Source organism: Candidatus Jordarchaeum sp., assembly GCF_052745115.1.
This window is the reverse complement of sequence record NZ_JBRAKS010000037.1, coordinates 1-17,436: the sequence shown is the minus strand read 5'-3', so window position 1 is coordinate 17,436 and position 17,436 is coordinate 1. Positions and strand designations below refer to the sequence as shown.

Genomic DNA, 17,436 nt, shown 5'->3' with positions numbered 1-17,436 from the left:
AAATAACGTACAAGTTTAAGGCACAATGTAGTCGACTGTGAAAAAATGAATAATGTTTAGTTTTTAAAGCGGCAAAGTATATGATATTTTAGCAAATAGTTTATTGGGTATAGGGTATAAGGGTATAGGGCTTGATTTCTTTATTATTTGATACAAACGCCCTTGAAGAAAGTATAGCAGAATGTGCCTTCAGGAGATTCTGCCACTTTGTGCAAGTCTTGGATTCCCTTATCCCAGGATGCTTTGTCTATCATCTTTAACTCTAATGCTTGTTTTTTTACTCCCTCAACCATTGCTATTATTGTTTTTCTTACGAATCCATCCACCAGTTCGGGTTTGCTGGAATCCACATAAACCATGCGTGGGGAGACACTAATATTTTTTAAATTTGCTTTGTTTAACAAGAGGTATAGTTGGCGTCCTATAAGAGAATTTGCTTTCAAGTGTGCTTGTACCCGAATTAAGCACTGCCAGACTTTTAAGGCTTCAGGACTCTCAGGATAGAAATAGCATGAGCCATGGTCACCCTCTATTACTGTAAAGGAACCCCCGGTTTTCAATACTTTCCTTAATTCTGTCAGCGCCTTGACTGATTCTTGAAGATGTTCGAGCACAAAACAAACAAATACATGGTCAAAGCTCTCTTCCTCAAAAGGAAGATTGAAGATATTTGCTTGCTGGAAATGTACATTTGATATTTTTTCTTTTTCAATTAAGTTCCTTGCTTTTTTAATTGAGTCCGGTGAAATGTCTATTGAAGTGAATTCGGCTTCAGGACTATTCTTTGCTAAAGTGATGGTCTGTGCTCCCACACCGCAACCCGCTTCCAAAACCTTACTTCCCTTTGGATAAAAAGTATCTTGGTGTAAGAGCTCTTTGAGTGTATTAGCTTGATCATATAATCTTTCTGTTTCACGTTCCGAGTAACCGTGTACATAATTCTTTCCCATGGTGCTACTATCTCCCCTATTTATGGAATAACAACTAAAGTAAGCGTGTTTGAAAAATTATTTATAAAGGTATCAATAAAACCGACCAGTCTATAAAAATTCAGGTGGATCTTCTTAGCCTTTTTGTGTTATTTTTGAATTTTTAATTTTGGTAACTCTTCTTTTTCTATCCCCGCAATAGTTTTGGCTAGTTTCTTTTTGTACTCCATGTCCACTAATCTTTCAATCATGATTCTCTGTGATTGAGGTGAGCCTGCGCCGTGCATAGATTCGGTTCGATATCCAACGGATCCGAGTCCCATCGAAATGTTCTCTATGAGCCTGAGCATGCGTAGCCTGTTTTCTGTTGGGACTTCACTAATGCCTTTCAGGTATTTGTCCACATACTTTCCAATTTGAGGATTTTTGAAATCCTTCTCTGATGGCGCAGTCACCAGCAGACCACCAGCAATATCTTCCGCCAATCGGACAATTTCGTAAGGAAATCGGGTTACGTTATGCTTGCAAATGTTTGCCAACAGAATGTCTACTATAAAAGTTCCTGAGGGCGTTCTACTTCCCGCAGCTGAGCACGCTATTCCGCAAGAATATAATGTTTCGTTTAGGTGATTCATTTCAACGATCTTATCCTTTATGCCCGATGCCTCTGCCACTCCATTATATTCGGCGATGTTGGCTGCTGCACCTATTAGTACGTCGCCTACTCCTGTTTTGCATCCTCCATAGCTTTGCCTGTGATATGCTGAGAAGTTGTCCACGAGTGGCCATGCGAACTCGTACTCCCCACACATAAAAACTCTCTCCGAGGGCACAAAGACATCATCAAAAATAATCATCGCCTCTTGTCCGCCATATTTCACATTTCCCATATCATACTCTACGCCTTCTAGTTTTCTCAAGTCGCATGATTGTCTGCCGTAGATGTAAATCAGTCCTTCGGTGTCGCTTGGAACTGCGAATGAAACAGCATAATTCTTATCATCCTTGCGCATCGTTCTGGTAGGCATCACAATTACTTCATGAGAATTCACTGCACCGGTTTGGTGAACCTTGGAACCCCTAACCACAATACCGTCATCCCGTCTTTCAACAATCCTTAGGTATAAATCTGGATCTGCTTGTTGACTTGGTCTAAGTTTTCTATCTCCTTTGGGATCCGTCATGGCACCGCAACAAATTAGATCATTTTCCTGAACATGTTTCAAGTATTCAATGAATCTCTGGTAGTATTCGGTCCCCAGTTTTTGATCCATTTCAAATGTTACTATTGAGAGAGCGTTGAGGGAATCCATTCCCACGCATCGCTGAAAACAGGTACCCGTCTTTCGGCCCAGTAACCTCAATAACTTCACTTTTTTAACTAGGTCTTCCGTACTTTGATGTATATGGGTAAATCGATTAATGGTGTCTCCCGTGATGTGAGATTTTGCGGTCGCAATATCCCGATGTCTTGAATCGTTTGCGACATCGTAGGTAGCAGCAACAGAATTAATTGATGGCCTGATGACCGGATGATCAACTGGATTTTTTACCTCCTCTCCGAATAAATATACAACCATTTTTCTTTTACGTAGGCTTTCTATATACTCCTCGCCTGTTTTTATCAATTTTTTAACCACCACCGACTATTTCAGTTAAACTATTTTACAAATAATTAATAAATAAATTGTGATATGCTACTATAAATTTTTAAATTAGTTTTTTACTAATACAGTTATTACCGTTTACCAAATGTGAATAAATAAATAATAAGTTTGCTGGGAGGCGTTTTTTGGAGAAAGAAATCCTAGCTACTGTTAATTCGGTTTTGAGCGATGTTAGTTTATTGACTCTGGATCGAATTAATGCGTTAACAAAGGGTCATGGTGGTTTGAATATTGCTGCTCTCAGCTCTGCAAACGCTATTACCAATGAGATTCTACGTGGTGAAAGTATACAGTTATTGTACATCAATGCTCCAGAACTACCGGTTGACCGAGTGGTTAAAATTGGAGTTGAGGCAGCGAAGGAAGCGGGTGCATGTCCAGCTAACGCGGCGTTAATTACGGCAACCATTCTTTACCTGGCAGGAAGCCAAGCCCGGGCGGGAACTCCCGCGGCTAATAGAAAATTGGGTGCCTTAGCCAGAATTGTTGCAGGAGCGGATAGGGGTGGAGTGATAAATATTCCAACACCTAAAATGGGTAATCGATTGACAGGGTTTCCGGCTGTGAAGGCCCTCTATGATGCTGTAAAAGAAAAGAAGCTTACTCAAGTAGATGGTAGAACCCTGCCTATGGGAGTTGCGGGAGGAGCGGTCTTGGGCCATGCCCGTCTTGGGGAGGATATCGTTTTTCCAGAGATAGCGGAGAACGGAGCGAGGATAGCGACTAAAGCCATGATGGATGCTTATGCCGGTGTGGGTCTTCCTCCCTCTCAAATGATTTGTGCGATACTAGGTGCGGCGGCGGTTCTAGAAATTGTTCACCCGGATGCCTTTATGGGTGAAATGTATGGACCATTCGGAACCGATTCAGCCTATCTCGTGGGTAAGAGTGCTGCCGAAACTGCTGGTCTTCCGTCTAAACTTCATCTTAAGGGTACGAATGAGGAGTTCGACACGGCAAAGCTTGTGGGAAATTTCGGATTAATCTTGAAGGATATTGGGGCCCCTACGGTTGTGGGAATGATTACTTTCAACGATTTTATGTGGGGTTTCCAAGAATCCGATATGGGTTTGCTTGTTCCAAACGCTCCTGGTCCAATTAATCCTCCTCTAATGCATGTCCCGATACAGGACATTGCCCCAACTCTTAGAACCCTGATTAAAAATGGTGGGGACGAGTATAAGACAGCAGACATGATAGCGGGATACATTGGTGCGATGTCTATGGATCCCGAAAGTAGACATGTGGCCATGTATATTACAGCCAGGAAGGCAGAGGAGGTAAGAAAGGGCCCAATTACAAGTTCTATGATTCTGGCTACTCAAGGAGTGACACTGAATGCGGTTTATAGAAGGGCGAAGAAGGTTTATGAGGAAGTAAGGACGGGTAAGGGTGTTAAGGAGATTGCTAGGTCTTTTGACGAGGAGAAGAAGCTTAAGGCTGAGAAGCGGGGTTCGGAGCTTTTCTCAATGGGATTTGGTACCAATGTTGAAGTTAAATTGACGGAGATCCGACCCCAAGCTAGAAGGACTGAGGAATTTACCAAGGATTACTGGAGTTTCGACGCCTACATAGACGCCGAGGTAAATATAGGGGAAAACAAATTTAAGATGGAAGGATTGCTGGATAAGGTGGTTCCCGACGCGGTTTTAAATAAGAAAACGGAATTAAATCAAGCCATATGGGCGGCTACCGTGGTCATGCAGGAACTGATGTATAGTGGAAGCAGCATCCTGAACATAGTGGTGCCTGCGGTTATGGGGGCGTGTATGGGTTTGAATGATAAAGAGGCTGCGAAGCAGGCTAAACAGGGGGCTTATTTAAATAACACGGTGCCCAGTGCCAGCAAAAGAGCTCAAGCAGTTGCCAGAAGAGCCAAGAGATTGATGAAGGAACTGGAGGACTACGATTTTTTCAAATATCCCATTTTTTGGTGATTCCTATGCTCATAATGGTGAATGTGGACAACATTAGTGGGGAAACAGCCTCGTACGTTATTGAGGGTGTAATTGAAAAGGGAGCATATAACGTGCATGTTGTTCAGGCTTTGACAAAGAAGAGAAGATTAGAGTACCTGTTTTTCGTGGAAGTTGAGGAGCGACATTTCGAGGAAGTCTCATTATTTCTGTTCAGTGAGCTTGGAACACTAGGACTGAAGATTTTGGAGTCCAAACATGTTAAGTTTGATTACGAACAGGAAACCGTGAACATAAACCTAAAGGGAAGAAATCTGGAGGAAAGAATTAGTGTTAAGGTTATTAAAAACAAGGAGGGAAAAACACTCTCCGTGTGTGCCGAGTTTGAGGATGTGGCGAAAATAGTAAAAAGGCTGGCGAACCAAAACATTAACATTCCTTTAAGGAAACTAAAAAAAGAAGTCGAAATCTCAGCCCTGAAAGAAGAAAAAGACATAGACATAAATCAATTGCTCTAAAGAAAAGATTTAGGAGCTTGGAGGCCTTGACTAGTTTCGAAATTTTTGAAAAGCTGAAAAAAGCGGTTATTGATTATGATGAGAAAGAAGCAATAGAGACAGCGACTAAAATTGTTGAACAAAAGATGGACATTATAGCGGCTATCGAAACCTTGGGAGAGGGTATGCTTGAAATAGCCAAGAAGTATGAAAATTCTGAAATATTTTTACCCGAACTACTATTATCCTCAGACACCATGTATACTGCCTTAAATATTCTTGAGCCCCACATTAAAATAATTAAAAAGTATATAAAAAAGAGGATTGTAATTGGGACAATTGAGGGTGATGTTCACGATATTGGAAAGAATATTTTGAAAACTATGCTTACCGCTGCAGGATTTGATATCATAGACCTTGGAAGAGACGTTCCCATCGATAAGTTTGTTTCAGAGGTTGAGAAGCAGGGTGCAGACGCGGTGGCAATGAGCACTCTTATGACCGCAACCATGGTTAACATGGAGCGAGTGGCGAGTATGCTCTACGAGAAGGGCCTCGCACCTAGGGTCAAGATTGCCGTGGGGGGCGCTCCTGTGTCGGGGGAGTTTGCTGATGATGTGGGTGCTCACATTTACGCCACTAATGCTATGGATGCTGTAGAACTCTTCAAAAGGCTATTGAGGTGAACAATGTGGGGAAGATGAGTCATTTTGAAAGAATGTTTAGCGCTATTGTTGATGAGCCTGTGGACAGACTTCCTGCTTTTCCCATGGTTTGTGGTTTGAGTAGGAGGCTTGTAGGGGCTACCCATAGGGAGTATAGTACGGATGCCAAAGTTGCAGCAAACTCGCTTCTAGCAGCTCAGAAAAAGTTTGACATGGATGTCATACCGTTACTTATTGACCTGTCTGTTACCGCGGGAGATTTTGGGGCGAAGGTACGCTTCCCCGAGGAGAACACACCCATGGTAGAAGAATTCCTAATAAAGAGTGTTGAAGACTACGAGAAACTTGAGGCACCGGAAATCCCTGGGGAAAGAATGAAGCACCAGATTGAGACCACAAAACTAATAATGGAAAAAATTGCAGGACAGGTGCCCTTCTCGATCCTTGTTGAAGGCCCACTACTTGTTCTAACTCAGCTCGCCGGTACCGAAAGAGTTCTCAAAGACATAAAAAGAGAGCCCAAAGCTGTTAATAGAGCCCTAGAATTAATAACAGAAGCCCTTGTTGAGTATCTAGAATGCTACCCCGATGGGGGAGGTGTTGGTGCAATATGCATGGATTTTCTATGGGGCAACCGTTCAATCATGAGTGATGATGATTACCGAAAGCTTGAGGGAAAGTACGAGCCGAAAATAAGGAAGAAAATCCTTGAAAAGGGATACATGTATAATATTCACAACTGTGGCGAGTCCCCTATGCTCGACATTCAAATTAGAGAATATCAGTGTCCCTTCTACAGCCTAGCAACATACTCTGACAGGGGAGAAAACCGCTCAATCTCAAAAATAGTAAAGGAATATAGTAATGACGCCCTGATAGTAGGCTCCCTAGATACCCAGTTATTCACCTTTGGAACCGTGGAAATGGTACAGAAAGCCACACGAAACTTTATGGAAGAAGTTGCAAAAGCTCTAAAAGAATCAGGTCACCGATCTAAATTCGTTATTTCAACTGGCTGCGAAATCTCGCCTTCAATTGAAACCAAACTAGATAATGTCACTGCTATGATGGAAATAGTGAACAAGTATGGACCTAAAATTCAAGAAAAATTAAACAAGTGAAACTAATATTAGAAATATGTCCCAGTGAATTCTGTATAGTTGAAATTGAACAAAGCTTATTAATTTAATAGTGTTCATTTTTATTTTACTCTATATACTATCATGTGGGGGGCACCACCCCTTCAGCTCGGAAAGAGGAAAAAGGGAATCTAAACAAAATACTGAATGATTTAAAAATCTCTAATCTTACATTCTTTCACAGTCTATCCATCTAAGCGTTTTTATAAATTTCTCTAAAAAGTGTCGAAAGTCGGAGATCATTTTAATCTGATGGAAGGTGAATAATTTGCCGAAGGAAATTATAAGAGATTTAGACTCTTACTTAAAAGAGGTTAACTCAGCCCCATTCGCTAAGTTTATGGGTTTTAGAATTATTGAAATGTCTGAGGGCTTGGTGAGAGGGGAGATGGTGACCAGTGAAAGTATGGTAAACCAGTTTGGTGGAGTTCATGGGGGAGCGATAATGGCTTTCGCTGATTATTTGTTTGGAGTTGTTGCGAACATGTTTGATAGGCTTTCGGTGGCAATCGACTTTACTATAAGCTTCTTTAGCCCCGCTGATCCGGGGGTCAAACTTTTCGGGGAGGGCAGAGTTCTGCGTAAGGGGAAACGTCTAGTAAATGTGGAATTAACCGTGATTAATGAAGAAAAGAGAATTATCGCAAAGGCATTGGCGACAGCCATGTTTGTCTAACGAAATATGCTTTTTGCTAACTATTTTTTTAGTGAATTAAGATTTAGGTGTTTAGTATAACTTCTCAAAATAATTGTATCCAGTTCCAAATAACTAAAGATGAAAGAAAAATTGATAATATAAACGAGAGGCCAATTGCGAGTTGCGAGTTTATTTTATAAAGAAAATAGAAGCATAATAAAACGGTTATAGTAGTCACTGCTTTGAATATTTCAGCAAAGCCAATACTAAACATAAAATTTGCGATTGGATTTAATTCAATAAAACCGTTGGCTAATGCTACTTTTGTTTCCACCAAATCCAGAATATTTAGACCCACAAATATTGAAGAGAAAATTAGAACCATTTTTTTGTTTGATTGCAATTTTTTCTCATCAAGAATTTCGTAGACAGACTTCATACGCTTTCATCCCTATCTTTCCTTGGAAGATAATTACACATCGCGGAAAGAAGTCTATATTTTCCATTCCCCACTCTTTATGGGGGTATTCTTAGGCAATTACTCTCATTTAAAATATTTATAATCTTCCAATTTTACGAAAAATCGCCTATTAAAATTAAATAAATTAATAAAAGCGATTTAGTGGAGTTTTTAAGCAAATATCTACTAAAACTAGTAGATTACTTATTTTGAAAAGAAAAAGGATAGCGGAAATTTACTTTACTATTTGGAAGTTTATACTATGAAGCGTAAGCAGTTAATTGAAAAACTAATGGATGATGTGGAAAGAAATAAGGGTAAATGGAATTCTAAAGGAATAGCCATCATTAACATTGAAAACTCCATAATTGGAATAAGGGGGAAAGTATCCGAAGAGTGTATCGAACATTATTTGAAATTTCCAATATCGGAAATGCATGAAGGCGACAGCATACACAATGGCAACAGCTTCCTTATGAGGGTAACAGAAAAAACAGCAGTAATAGTGGTACTTGGCGAAGAACATTTTGCCAGACTATCCGCAATAAACCTGAGGGGAAGAATATCTGCCCTCCATGATTTTTACCTACTGGATTTAGATGAGAAACAAAGCGAAAAAATACTGGAAAAAGGCACCCCAAAAGAATCAAGTTCAATTTTAGGAGACACTTTAAACAAAATAAAGAGCGGGGAAATAGCAGCAGATATAGCGATAAATGAATGGCTAAACAGCTTCATAAACAAAGTAAGAAACAAAACAGAACCAGAACATTTAGAAGCATAAATTTATTGGATAATGAGTTCACAATTCTTTCTACAAATAATTTTTAAAAACAGGTTATATTTAGTTAAGATTTTTTGGAAAAATTAGGGTTATTTGCTTATGATTTTAGGTAACGATAATATTTTTTCTTAAGATAATTCCGTTTATCTGGATCGAGGCCTATAAATAATTCAGATATTATACTTCGATTTGCCAGGTAAATTTTCCTGAAACTTTCACCCACTTCTTTTAGATTATCTGAAGAATTCATTTTATTGATTATGATTGGTAGAAGCTCTTCTGCCAAATTTGTATCAAAAATCGCTATTCCACCAAAACAGTTTCCTATGAGATTTAAGTTATTTGAGTTTCTCAATTTTTCAATTATTTTTTTGAGAGTGAGAAAACATTTTTTAGAGTTTATTTTTTGAAGGATTCTCAGTAAATTCCCTATATTATGCGGGTTTCTGGTTTTTTCTAATTTTTCTATAATTAGATTTTCATCTAGACTTTCTAGAATTTGTTCAGCAATTATTTCTGAAGAGGTCTTAAGGAAATGCAGGCACTCAACATAATCACGAAACCTATTAGATTGTGCTAAATTTTTAATCAGTTTCTTTTTATCCAATCCCTCAACAATGAGGGCTGCCAGTTTTATTATACTATAATCTTGAATTGTCTTAAGGCTATTGGAGTTGATTAACCGTGTGGAAAAATTTTGGCCAATGATCTGATTTAGGCAAAGCATCATTTCCTGGAGGTTTTTAGATTCGTCGATTTTTTTACACAAGATAGGTACTAGTCTCTCCGCGGTGCTTGGGCTTAAACTATTAATTCTTTCGATAAATTTTCCAATTTCTCTAAAATTATTAGATTTTTTAATCATTTTTCCAAAATTTGTAATACTTATATTTTTATCATCCAAAAAGGGTAGATTTTCTACACTAATCGGCTTCTCATATCGAAAAGAGTCTTCAGGATCAGAAAAAAAGTTAGAGGCATAATACGGTTTATTTTCAATCTCATCAATGATATCAATAACTTCTCTTATACTCTGAAGTTTGTTTAGTTTCATCGTCAAACTGGTTCTGTGAGTCATTTAGAATTACTCCAATCATTAATATTTGCTTGAATCATTTATCCTCTCTATTAATTTCTTCCTTACTTTAGGCAGGTTGACAACAGTTATAGGTAGTCTTTCCACACTTTTAATTAGCCCTTCTCTCAGTTTAATGTTTATTTTTTTCGCTTCCTCGTTAAGATAGTTCCAATCAAGTTTTTCTATTAAATGATACAAAACTACAGCAATGTCTGCCATGTCTCTTTCCCTTCCAGCAATCAGCTTTACTAGAATAAGGTCTTCCGGTGATATGCATCTTAATTTTCGGTCCTCAAAAACCACAGTTAAAGCCCGCTCTATTAGTTGCTCCACGGGGATTCCTCCAATTTTTTCGGTATAAACATCGATGTCTCCTTTTTCCGGGTGTTTTAATTCATGTTTCTCCAAACGAGAATTATAAACATAAAAGTAACCCATCTCTTCAATCTTTTCCTTAAGTTTCCAAAGATCTGTCTTGAGGACCGCTGCGTCTACATCGTGTGTTGTTCTGTATCGAGCTATTTGAATAAGAGCCCATGCACCCACCAGAGCATACCTTGCATTAGATTTTTGACAGGAGAGAAGAAAGTCATCAAGCAACGACATCGGTAAGCTCCTCCGGAACTGTTAAAAATATTCTCTCGCCCAAGCTCCTAGAAATAACCAAGGAATCTAGTAGCCCTCGCCCCATTAACGAAAGTCCTTCAAGAAATACCCTTTTTCGCGAAACACATTTTACTCCATTTATACTTATAGTTTGAGGAATTGAGCGAACAGAAAATAAAACGACATCAGCAAGCCCTCTCTCAAAGCTTTGACTATACCCGCTCTCCCTTAAGAGTTGAATCCAATTTTTTATGTCCTTTTTCTGTATATATACGAAACAAGCTGAGGGAGTTTGATAACCTGTATATAGGTAAGCCGCGGTTTCTGATGCAATTGCGCAATCCAAGCCCTTGGATTCGGATATCTCCATTATAGTTTGAACATGAGACTCCCAACCTTTAGGCTGTTTGGTTTTTAAAAGAATTCTGTCCAGCATTTGGTGTTCGACATGGATTACTCCTACAACAATTTCAAATTTTTGTCTTAGCAGCAAGACCGCTTTTTCTGAAAGGCGGAGCTCCCTATTTCTAACCGTTACCCAGCCTCTTTGTTCCAATTCTCCTATCCTCCGGTACATTGTAGACAGGGAAATCCCAATCAATGAGGATAACCCTCGAATACTCCCTGTTCCCTCATGCAGGTAAAAAAGGATAGAAAATTCTAAATCATCCAAACTTTTCACCAAAAATGATATAAAATAAGGAAGATTTAAGGCTTTTTATTTCTAATAATGGAAAAAATTACAAATCGCGAAACCTACATATTTTATTAACAAACTAAATCCAATACACGAACCTTATCTAAGACTTTTATTACACATAGAAAACCAAACACTAACTTATATTTGCAACAGATAAAGAAATAAAGAAAAATAGGAAAAGAATACAAATAATTAATAGTTAGCTATTGCAATATGGTGTAATTTTTATGATAGACTAATTGAGGTGCAAAAATTGGAAAAGTCAAAAAAAGAACTCTTGGATAAGGCTTTTAAGCTGGGTGAAAAATACGAAAAGGAAAACACGGGATGCGCCCAAACCGTAATTGCAGCTATTTTTGATACTTTAGGTATTTGGAATGAGGATGTGTTTAAGGCTGCAAGTGGATTGGCAGATGGATTGGGACTAACTGGGGACGGAGCCTGTGGGTCTCTAGTAGGAGCCTCTATGGTGATAAGCTGGTTGTATCCTAGGGAGAAAAAAAATTTTAAGGATATGATGGCACCTATGAAAGCCTACGCCTTAGTTAAGAAACTGCATGACCAGTTTGTGGAAATTTATGGAACCTGTAGATGTTACGATGTTCAAAAGAAGCTTATGGGCAGAACCTATAACCTATGGGATCAAAAAGAACTGAATGAAGCCTTTTCTTCAGGCATGATGGAACACTGCTCAAAAGTGGTTGGTAACGCAGCCAGACTTGCTGTGCAAATAATCCTGGAAGATAAAGAAAAACAATAGATACGGGCTTTGAAATATTTTAACCCATTTTTCGCACATTTGTGGATCTTATAGTGGGACTTGTAGCTTTTTCAGGTTTAAAACCCTCACCCAACGGGGAATCTTAGTATCCCGTTTTAGAAGTTTTCACAAATACGCTTTCGGTGTTGGGAAGGACTCAAAGTTGAAAAGAACTTCGCAGAATCTGCGAAAAATGGGTTTTAAATAATTCTTTCAGGGAATATGCTTCAAAACTGGAATAATGATTTCAAATAAGTATTAAATATCGTAACTAGGTGTGGTTATATCTTTACCCGTTTTCTTTGAAAAATGTCAAAGTAGAAGACAGCAACTTCCTGACTAGTATGTTAAATTTAATCTAGAATCAAGCTTTTGAGTGTCCTAATGAAGCTTTAAAATTGCTTGAGCTTATTACTTTTTTGAAATTTTATAACGGGAGAAAATCTTATTTCTAAAGGAAAAATTCCTTGTATTGTGTTGTGGGGATCCTCGGGCAAGAGTGAAAAGGGTAGAGGAAGGGTGATATAGTCCACAAATTTTGGTTTTGGGAACTAGTTTTTATAAGGTATATTTATATTTTTAACAATAATAAACCCATTGAAGTTTAGGGGTTGTACAAGTTTGTCGTTTGCTTGGGAGATACCAGTACCTACTTATGTCACCTTGGTGTTTATAATAATACTTTTGGTAGCTTTTGTTCTGATTGCCACCGATAGATTTGATAAAACACTGGTAGTATTGGTTGGTGCTGCTTCTACCATTGCTGCGGGCAAAATTTTCTCTGTTATTTATTCATGGGTGCCGGTTGCAAATCAATTTATTTCTGGTGTGCCACACGAGCTACTGTTTTCGGATCATGAGGTTTTTACGGAAATGATTAATTGGGAAACCATATTCATTATCGTGTCTGTGACTATTATTGCGGTTGTTGTTGAACGTTCTGGTTTATTTGAGTACATTTCAATCCGGGTTGTGCAGTTTAGTGGAGGCGATTTGAGAAAACTGTTTTTGTATCTCTGTTTAATCACGTTAGTTCTCTGTATGATTTTGGGCAATGATCCCGCCTTCATACTCATAGGTGCTCTAACCATCGTGGTTGCACACACCATGGAGAAAAATCCCATACCTTATATTATGGGTGTTGTAATCGTAGCTAATACATCGGGGGTATCGACCGCCGTGGCGAGTTTTGTAAATATTCTCGTTACCTCGTTTTATGGTTATGATCCATTTTTTTCCTCTCCTATCCCACCTTTGTGTTCCTAGGTTTACCATTCGCTTTAATTACCACTTTCATAGCAATCGCTTTTTTCCTAGTGTATTTTAGAGGAGACTTCGGAAAACCAAAGGATCGGAAAATCCTGCTGGAGATGAAGGCGCGGCTGGAGCAGTTTGACCCTGCCTCGGTGATACAGAACCGAGAGCTTTTTCGAAAAACAAAATATCTACTTGTGGCAACCATTGGGGGATTTGTGGTAGGCGGAGTTGTAGGAGTCCCTTTCTACTTAATCGCATTGATTGCTGCTGGAGCATTCTTGGTGGCGGACATTAAAGAGTTCAAGAGCAACGTTATGAAGGTGGACTGGAAACTGATCCTATTTTTTGTGGGCATCTTCATAATAATTGGTGGCGTCAGTAGCACTGGTGTACTGAGAAGTCTTGGTGAAACTTTAGGTTATTTGACCCAAGGAAACAGCTTCAACACGTTGAGTGTTTTAATGATGTTCTCAGGTATCCTGGGGGGACTACTTGACAACATTTCAGTCACTACTACCCTACTCTATGTGGTGCCTTTCTTATCAAACACGGCCCTTGTATCCGAGAGACTAATTATATGGTCACTTATTTATGGAGCTAATATGGGAGCTAATTTAACACCCATAGGGGGAATACCTAACATTATTGCGTATTCGATGTTGGAGGATGAGAATATCGCCTTTGGTTGGAAAAAGTTTTTAAAGATTAGTGTACCAATAACCCTAATCACTCTGGTAAGCGGTATTTTGATGCTTGAACTATTCAATTTGGCGCTTGGTTGGAGCTACTTTGAAGAGATGATTTTAGGCATGCTAATACCTTGGGGATAACAAGTAGTCTTTGCGAGAGTGCTCCGCATAGTTAGGTTAATAATGGTTTAGGCGAATATAAAGGGTGGTGGGTGTTCGTGGCTTTTAATGACCGGATAGCCCGAATCCACAAACTTGAGGATATGATGGAGTACTCCTTTAAAACTCTTAGGGAACTCTATATTCCCAGAATAGGCTCAATCGTACTTCTCATTGGTACTACAGAGGAATCTGAGCTTGCTGTTGATTTTTCTTCTCGGTTGGCGACCAAGTTTGGAAGCAAGGTTAAGATTTTGGCTTCAAGAAGAATATTTGGTAATGAGGCTAAGAAGAAGGCGGATATATATACTAGAAAGTTGAAGGATAAAGGTATCAAAGAAGTTGAGGAGATAGTGACCAGTGAACTTAACCTGGAGGCGGTCAGAAAGTTAATTAGGGAGATGCCTAGGGAGGAGAAAGGCTGGGTTACCAAGGTTGAAAGTTTTGATCTTATAGTTTTTCCTATGCCGTTAACTGAAGGTGTTGAACCTCATTATAGCTTTGAGGAGAAGGAGTTAGCCTACGTGGAACTGATTCGCTTTATAGTCCGAAATTATGCGAATCCGGTTCTGCTAGTTAAGAAGACCCCATTTGACGTAATGAAAATTTTTGGTTCCATTATGCTGGTCATATTTGATATAGATGAGATGTACCATGTGGTTCCAATTTCTTTGGCAGTAGCTGATCCTGATGCGGAAATCATGCTTAGCTACTCTGTAGATGAGGCTTTTCTGGAATCTATGAAGAAAACAGTGCACGAGCTTGGCGGGGAAGTTGTGGAGGTTGAGTGCAAGTTGAATAGTTTTGCGGCGGAAAAGGTTGAAAGGCGAATGGAGGAGATAGAACCCAAAATCGCTAAGATGAAATTTAAAGTTTCTCACACTCTGACTTGTGGCGAAACAATCTCCACACTACAATCTCTGACCGAGGATAAAGGTATGGGATTACTTGCGGTAACGGGATATGGTTTGTCGAGATTGGTGGAGCCGGACATAATTAAAATAGTACAAGAAATTAATAGGCCTATACTCCTCATTCCTTCAAGTTTAATGCGAAAAACGACTAATTAGTAAAATTTTGGAGCCAAATAAAAACGTTTTACTGCGTTATTAGTTCCCACTCAAATGAGGATTAGAAATCTTCAAGATTTTCCGTGACGATTTTCTTCTCTAGATTTGAATAATTATTTAATTTATATTCTGTATTTGAAGGAATAGTTTTAAATATTTAATATAGTAATAAGCAATAAGATTTGGACTTTGTGAGGAGCGGGTTAATCTTGTCTTCTTCTGAACTGGAGTTGGAAAAGGGCTTATTTCTTTATGAAAGAGGCTTAGAGTTGGTTGAGCAGGAAGCCTGGAACGAAGCATTACTACGCTTTGAGAAAGCTTTAGATATTTTTGAGAAAGTAGGTTCTGAGGTTGAGATTAGCTCCTGCTTGAAGGCATTAGGGAAGATTCATGGTTTCCTTGGAAGGTGGGTCAAAGCCTCTGAGTATTTTGAGAGGGATCTGGAAATCCAGAAGCGTATAGGAAATGAGCAAGAAATCATGGAGGATATGGATAATCTGATAAGCTATTATACGAAAAGCTTCAACTTTGAAAAAGCCATATCTCAGTTAGAACAAGTGCATAGCATTTTTGAAAAATCAAAGAAACACCAGGAAGTAGTACATGTTAAGAGCTGTTTGGGACAAATTTACGAGACAATGGGAGAATGGGACCAGGCACTAACTAATTATAAAATGGCTTTCGAGCTGGGAGAAAAATTAGATTTACCAGCCACTATTAAGCTTCACACCAAAATACGTGAATTAATAAACTGGAAAAATAGGGGAGGAAGAGTTCCTACATCACATGAAACCCAGTTATCCCCGGTTGAGGTTCGAACCGTGGGCGGTGTACAGGTAGAACCCAGAATGGAGCATTATGCTGAGGTTCTAAGCGATTTAGATGAATTGGGTAAAAAGAAAATTTTGGGGAGGGAAGAAGAGGAAATTGAATCGGCTCAGGCAAAAATTTGGGTTCCTGTAAGGGAAATTCCTCTAGAGGAGCTGAAGCTCTACTTGGATATAGTGTATCCGGAAACCTTGGAGACAAATAAAGAATATTTCTTGAGGGTGGTTCTGGGAGAGGAAATTAAAAGTTCTAGAGAGATAGGATTACTAAGTTTAATTAGAGAGAAAATTGGTAACTTTCCAGTTGAGGTGCTTTTAATAGCTCCTGGTTTCGACATTGTTGAGCCACGTAAAAAACTTGAATTTCTTTCAGATAAGGAATTAAAACCTCTAATATTTGGATTGATTCCGAGAAATATTGGGAAGTGTCAATTTTCTCTCGAGTTTTACCATATTGGAAGAATGCAACTTAAATTATTGTTAAATGTTTTTGTTAAGAAAGAAAACATGGAGGTTTTCACTTCTAGGAAAAAAATTGAGCTACCATTATACTCAGATTTGGAACTAGACGCGACACTAAGAATTCATCGTTTACAAAATAGATTTTATTTCCATCTCTTCACTAGGCATACTTCTGATTTGACTTCGGAAGATATATTATTTAGTGAGAGTGAACTTGACGAGATTACTTGGAACAGACTGCAACTGCAAATGAGAAACCTTACTTTCGATGAAGAACACCCTCAGAGAGCAATGACTATTCTCAACGAGATAGGTAGAAAGGTGTACAATTTAATTCCAGAAGGAATAAAGAAGACAATAAACCATCTCAACCCCCGATATCTTCTTATTGACACAGAAGATCCTTTTGTACCCTTTGAGCTGGCTTACGACGGACAGGACTTTCTCTGCCTCAAATACTGTTTGGGAAAAAGAATTCTTAGTGAAAACGCAAACTTTGAGGCACCACCAATTCGAATAGGGGACGATAAATTAAAAATAAAACTCATAATAGCTGAGCCAGAGCCAGAGAGGATACTCCCAGAAAAAGAGTTTCTGATAAGTGTGGGAGCAAGTGGACTGTTAAATCTAGAAGAAGTAGTGGAAAAGGCGAATAGAAAAGGCCTGATAGAAGCTCTCTCAGGCACTTATGACATCATTCACTTAATCTGCCTGGGATTATTCAATGAAAAGATGCCTACTGAATCCAAATTACTCCTATGTGACGACGCTGTTAAATTAAAAGAAATTGAAAACATCAAAAATGGGAGTCGCTCATTAATCTTCGCAAATATCCGTGAAAAAAGCACGGATCACAAGGAATCCGGAATCCGAACATTTCTTGGAAAAACCACAATAGCCAGAGCTTTTCTAAACAGCGGAGCTTCGGCATTAATAATATCTCTGTTTAGAATCCCAGAGCATCTGGCATCAGAAATCACGATAAAATTCTACCAAAAAATAATAGTAAACGGAAAACAATTAGGCCTAATTATGAGAGAAATTAAAAAAGAGCTTAAACAAAAATATCCCGGAGTTCTCTGGGCAGCATTCAACCTTTACGGAGACCCAACACTAAAACTTACCCTTAAAAAA

Annotated in this window: 17 protein-coding genes; 11 read left to right on the top strand and 6 right to left on the bottom strand. The window is 38.8% G+C overall.

What is annotated here, in order from left to right:
* Positions 1–143 precede the first annotated feature (143 nt).
* A complete protein-coding gene (locus ACUVXA_RS04510) occupies positions 144–950 on the bottom strand; it encodes a class I SAM-dependent methyltransferase (RefSeq protein ID WP_445870046.1) in 807 nt (268 codons plus the stop codon).
* Between the two features lie 128 nt (positions 951–1,078).
* Complete coding sequence (locus ACUVXA_RS04505) at positions 1,079–2,554, bottom strand: 4-hydroxyphenylacetate 3-hydroxylase family protein (RefSeq protein ID WP_445870048.1); 1,476 nt, start codon at positions 2,552–2,554, stop codon at positions 1,079–1,081.
* Positions 2,555–2,721: 167 nt separating this feature from the next.
* On the opposite strand from ACUVXA_RS04505, the gene ACUVXA_RS04500 reads away from it, so the two are divergent.
* The 5 genes from ACUVXA_RS04500 (at position 2,722) to ACUVXA_RS04480 (ending at position 7,489) form a co-directional block, all read left to right on the top strand.
* On the top strand, positions 2,722–4,533 hold the full coding sequence (locus tag ACUVXA_RS04500) for a hypothetical protein (protein ID WP_445870045.1): 1,812 nt from the start codon (positions 2,722–2,724) through the stop codon (positions 4,531–4,533).
* A gap of 5 nt (positions 4,534–4,538) precedes the next feature.
* On the top strand, positions 4,539–5,030 hold the full coding sequence (gene larC / locus ACUVXA_RS04495; RefSeq protein ID WP_445870044.1) for a nickel insertion protein: 492 nt from the start codon (positions 4,539–4,541) through the stop codon (positions 5,028–5,030).
* A 26-nt stretch (positions 5,031–5,056) separates the two neighbouring features.
* Positions 5,057–5,695, top strand: coding sequence for a cobalamin-dependent protein (locus ACUVXA_RS04490; RefSeq protein WP_445870043.1), 639 nt, complete (start codon positions 5,057–5,059; stop codon positions 5,693–5,695).
* 14 nt (positions 5,696–5,709) lie between these two features.
* A complete protein-coding gene (locus tag ACUVXA_RS04485; protein WP_445870042.1) occupies positions 5,710–6,795 on the top strand; it encodes a uroporphyrinogen decarboxylase family protein in 1,086 nt (361 codons plus the stop codon).
* 286 nt (positions 6,796–7,081) lie between these two features.
* Positions 7,082–7,489 carry a PaaI family thioesterase gene (locus ACUVXA_RS04480; protein WP_445870041.1) on the top strand — a complete coding sequence of 136 codons (408 nt, stop codon included), beginning with the start codon at positions 7,082–7,084 and terminating at the stop codon, positions 7,487–7,489.
* Between the two features lie 64 nt (positions 7,490–7,553).
* Here the strand turns inward: ACUVXA_RS04480 and ACUVXA_RS04475 are convergent, their stop codons facing one another.
* Positions 7,554–7,835, bottom strand: coding sequence for a DUF5658 family protein (locus ACUVXA_RS04475; RefSeq protein WP_445870047.1), 282 nt, complete (start codon positions 7,833–7,835; stop codon positions 7,554–7,556).
* Positions 7,836–8,172: 337 nt separating this feature from the next.
* Between ACUVXA_RS04475 and ACUVXA_RS04470 the strand changes: the two genes are divergently transcribed.
* Positions 8,173–8,694: a hypothetical protein gene (locus ACUVXA_RS04470; protein WP_445870040.1), complete on the top strand. Its 522-nt coding sequence runs from the start codon at positions 8,173–8,175 to the stop codon at positions 8,692–8,694.
* 97 nt (positions 8,695–8,791) lie between these two features.
* On the opposite strand, the gene ACUVXA_RS04465 is transcribed toward ACUVXA_RS04470, so the two are convergent.
* The 3 genes from ACUVXA_RS04465 to ACUVXA_RS04455 are packed head-to-tail and all read right to left on the bottom strand — an operon-like array spanning position 8,792 to position 11,051.
* The gene (locus tag ACUVXA_RS04465; RefSeq protein WP_445870039.1) at positions 8,792–9,772 is read right to left on the bottom strand and encodes a hypothetical protein; all 981 of its coding nucleotides are present in this window, start codon (positions 9,770–9,772) and stop codon (positions 8,792–8,794) included.
* An 18-nt stretch (positions 9,773–9,790) separates the two neighbouring features.
* Positions 9,791–10,378, bottom strand: a complete 588-nt coding sequence (locus ACUVXA_RS04460) for a nucleotidyltransferase (protein ID WP_445870038.1) — start codon at positions 10,376–10,378, stop codon at positions 9,791–9,793.
* The gene (locus ACUVXA_RS04455; RefSeq protein WP_445870037.1) at positions 10,365–11,051 is read right to left on the bottom strand and encodes a winged helix-turn-helix transcriptional regulator; all 687 of its coding nucleotides are present in this window, start codon (positions 11,049–11,051) and stop codon (positions 10,365–10,367) included. Before ACUVXA_RS04455 ends, ACUVXA_RS04460 begins: the two co-directional genes overlap by 14 nt.
* Before the next feature lie 280 nt (positions 11,052–11,331).
* Here ACUVXA_RS04455 and ACUVXA_RS04450 point away from each other — a divergent pair, with 280 nt between their 5' ends.
* The 5 genes from ACUVXA_RS04450 to ACUVXA_RS04430 all read left to right on the top strand — a co-directional run.
* Positions 11,332–11,838, top strand: coding sequence for a C-GCAxxG-C-C family protein (locus ACUVXA_RS04450; protein WP_445870036.1), 507 nt, complete (start codon positions 11,332–11,334; stop codon positions 11,836–11,838).
* Positions 11,839–12,459: 621 nt separating this feature from the next.
* Positions 12,460–13,104, top strand: coding sequence for an SLC13 family permease (locus tag ACUVXA_RS04445; protein WP_445870035.1), 645 nt, complete (start codon positions 12,460–12,462; stop codon positions 13,102–13,104).
* On the top strand, positions 13,095–13,925 hold the full coding sequence (locus tag ACUVXA_RS04440) for an ArsB/NhaD family transporter (RefSeq protein WP_445870034.1): 831 nt from the start codon (positions 13,095–13,097) through the stop codon (positions 13,923–13,925). The genes ACUVXA_RS04445 and ACUVXA_RS04440 overlap by 10 nt, the downstream gene beginning before the upstream one ends.
* A gap of 77 nt (positions 13,926–14,002) precedes the next feature.
* On the top strand, positions 14,003–15,013 hold the full coding sequence (locus ACUVXA_RS04435; RefSeq protein ID WP_445870033.1) for a hypothetical protein: 1,011 nt from the start codon (positions 14,003–14,005) through the stop codon (positions 15,011–15,013).
* Positions 15,014–15,222: 209 nt separating this feature from the next.
* Positions 15,223–17,436 (top strand): CHAT domain-containing protein (locus tag ACUVXA_RS04430; RefSeq protein WP_445870032.1); only part of this gene is annotated, 2,214 nt, incomplete at its 3' end.

What these genes read in the sequence shown, in the direction of transcription:
- ACUVXA_RS04510 (WP_445870046.1), bottom strand. Translation starts at nt 950, where the DNA reads ATGGGAAAGAATTATGTACACGGTTACTCGGAACGTGAAACAGAAAGA.
- larC (WP_445870044.1), top strand. Translation starts at nt 4,539, where the DNA reads ATGCTCATAATGGTGAATGTGGACAACATTAGTGGGGAAACAGCCTCG.
- ACUVXA_RS04485 (WP_445870042.1), top strand. Translation starts at nt 5,710, where the DNA reads ATGAGTCATTTTGAAAGAATGTTTAGCGCTATTGTTGATGAGCCTGTG.
- ACUVXA_RS04475 (WP_445870047.1), bottom strand. Translation starts at nt 7,835, where the DNA reads ATGGTTCTAATTTTCTCTTCAATATTTGTGGGTCTAAATATTCTGGAT.
- ACUVXA_RS04470 (WP_445870040.1), top strand. Translation starts at nt 8,173, where the DNA reads ATGAAGCGTAAGCAGTTAATTGAAAAACTAATGGATGATGTGGAAAGA.
- ACUVXA_RS04465 (WP_445870039.1), bottom strand. Translation starts at nt 9,772, where the DNA reads ATGACTCACAGAACCAGTTTGACGATGAAACTAAACAAACTTCAGAGT.
- ACUVXA_RS04460 (WP_445870038.1), bottom strand. Translation starts at nt 10,378, where the DNA reads ATGTCGTTGCTTGATGACTTTCTTCTCTCCTGTCAAAAATCTAATGCA.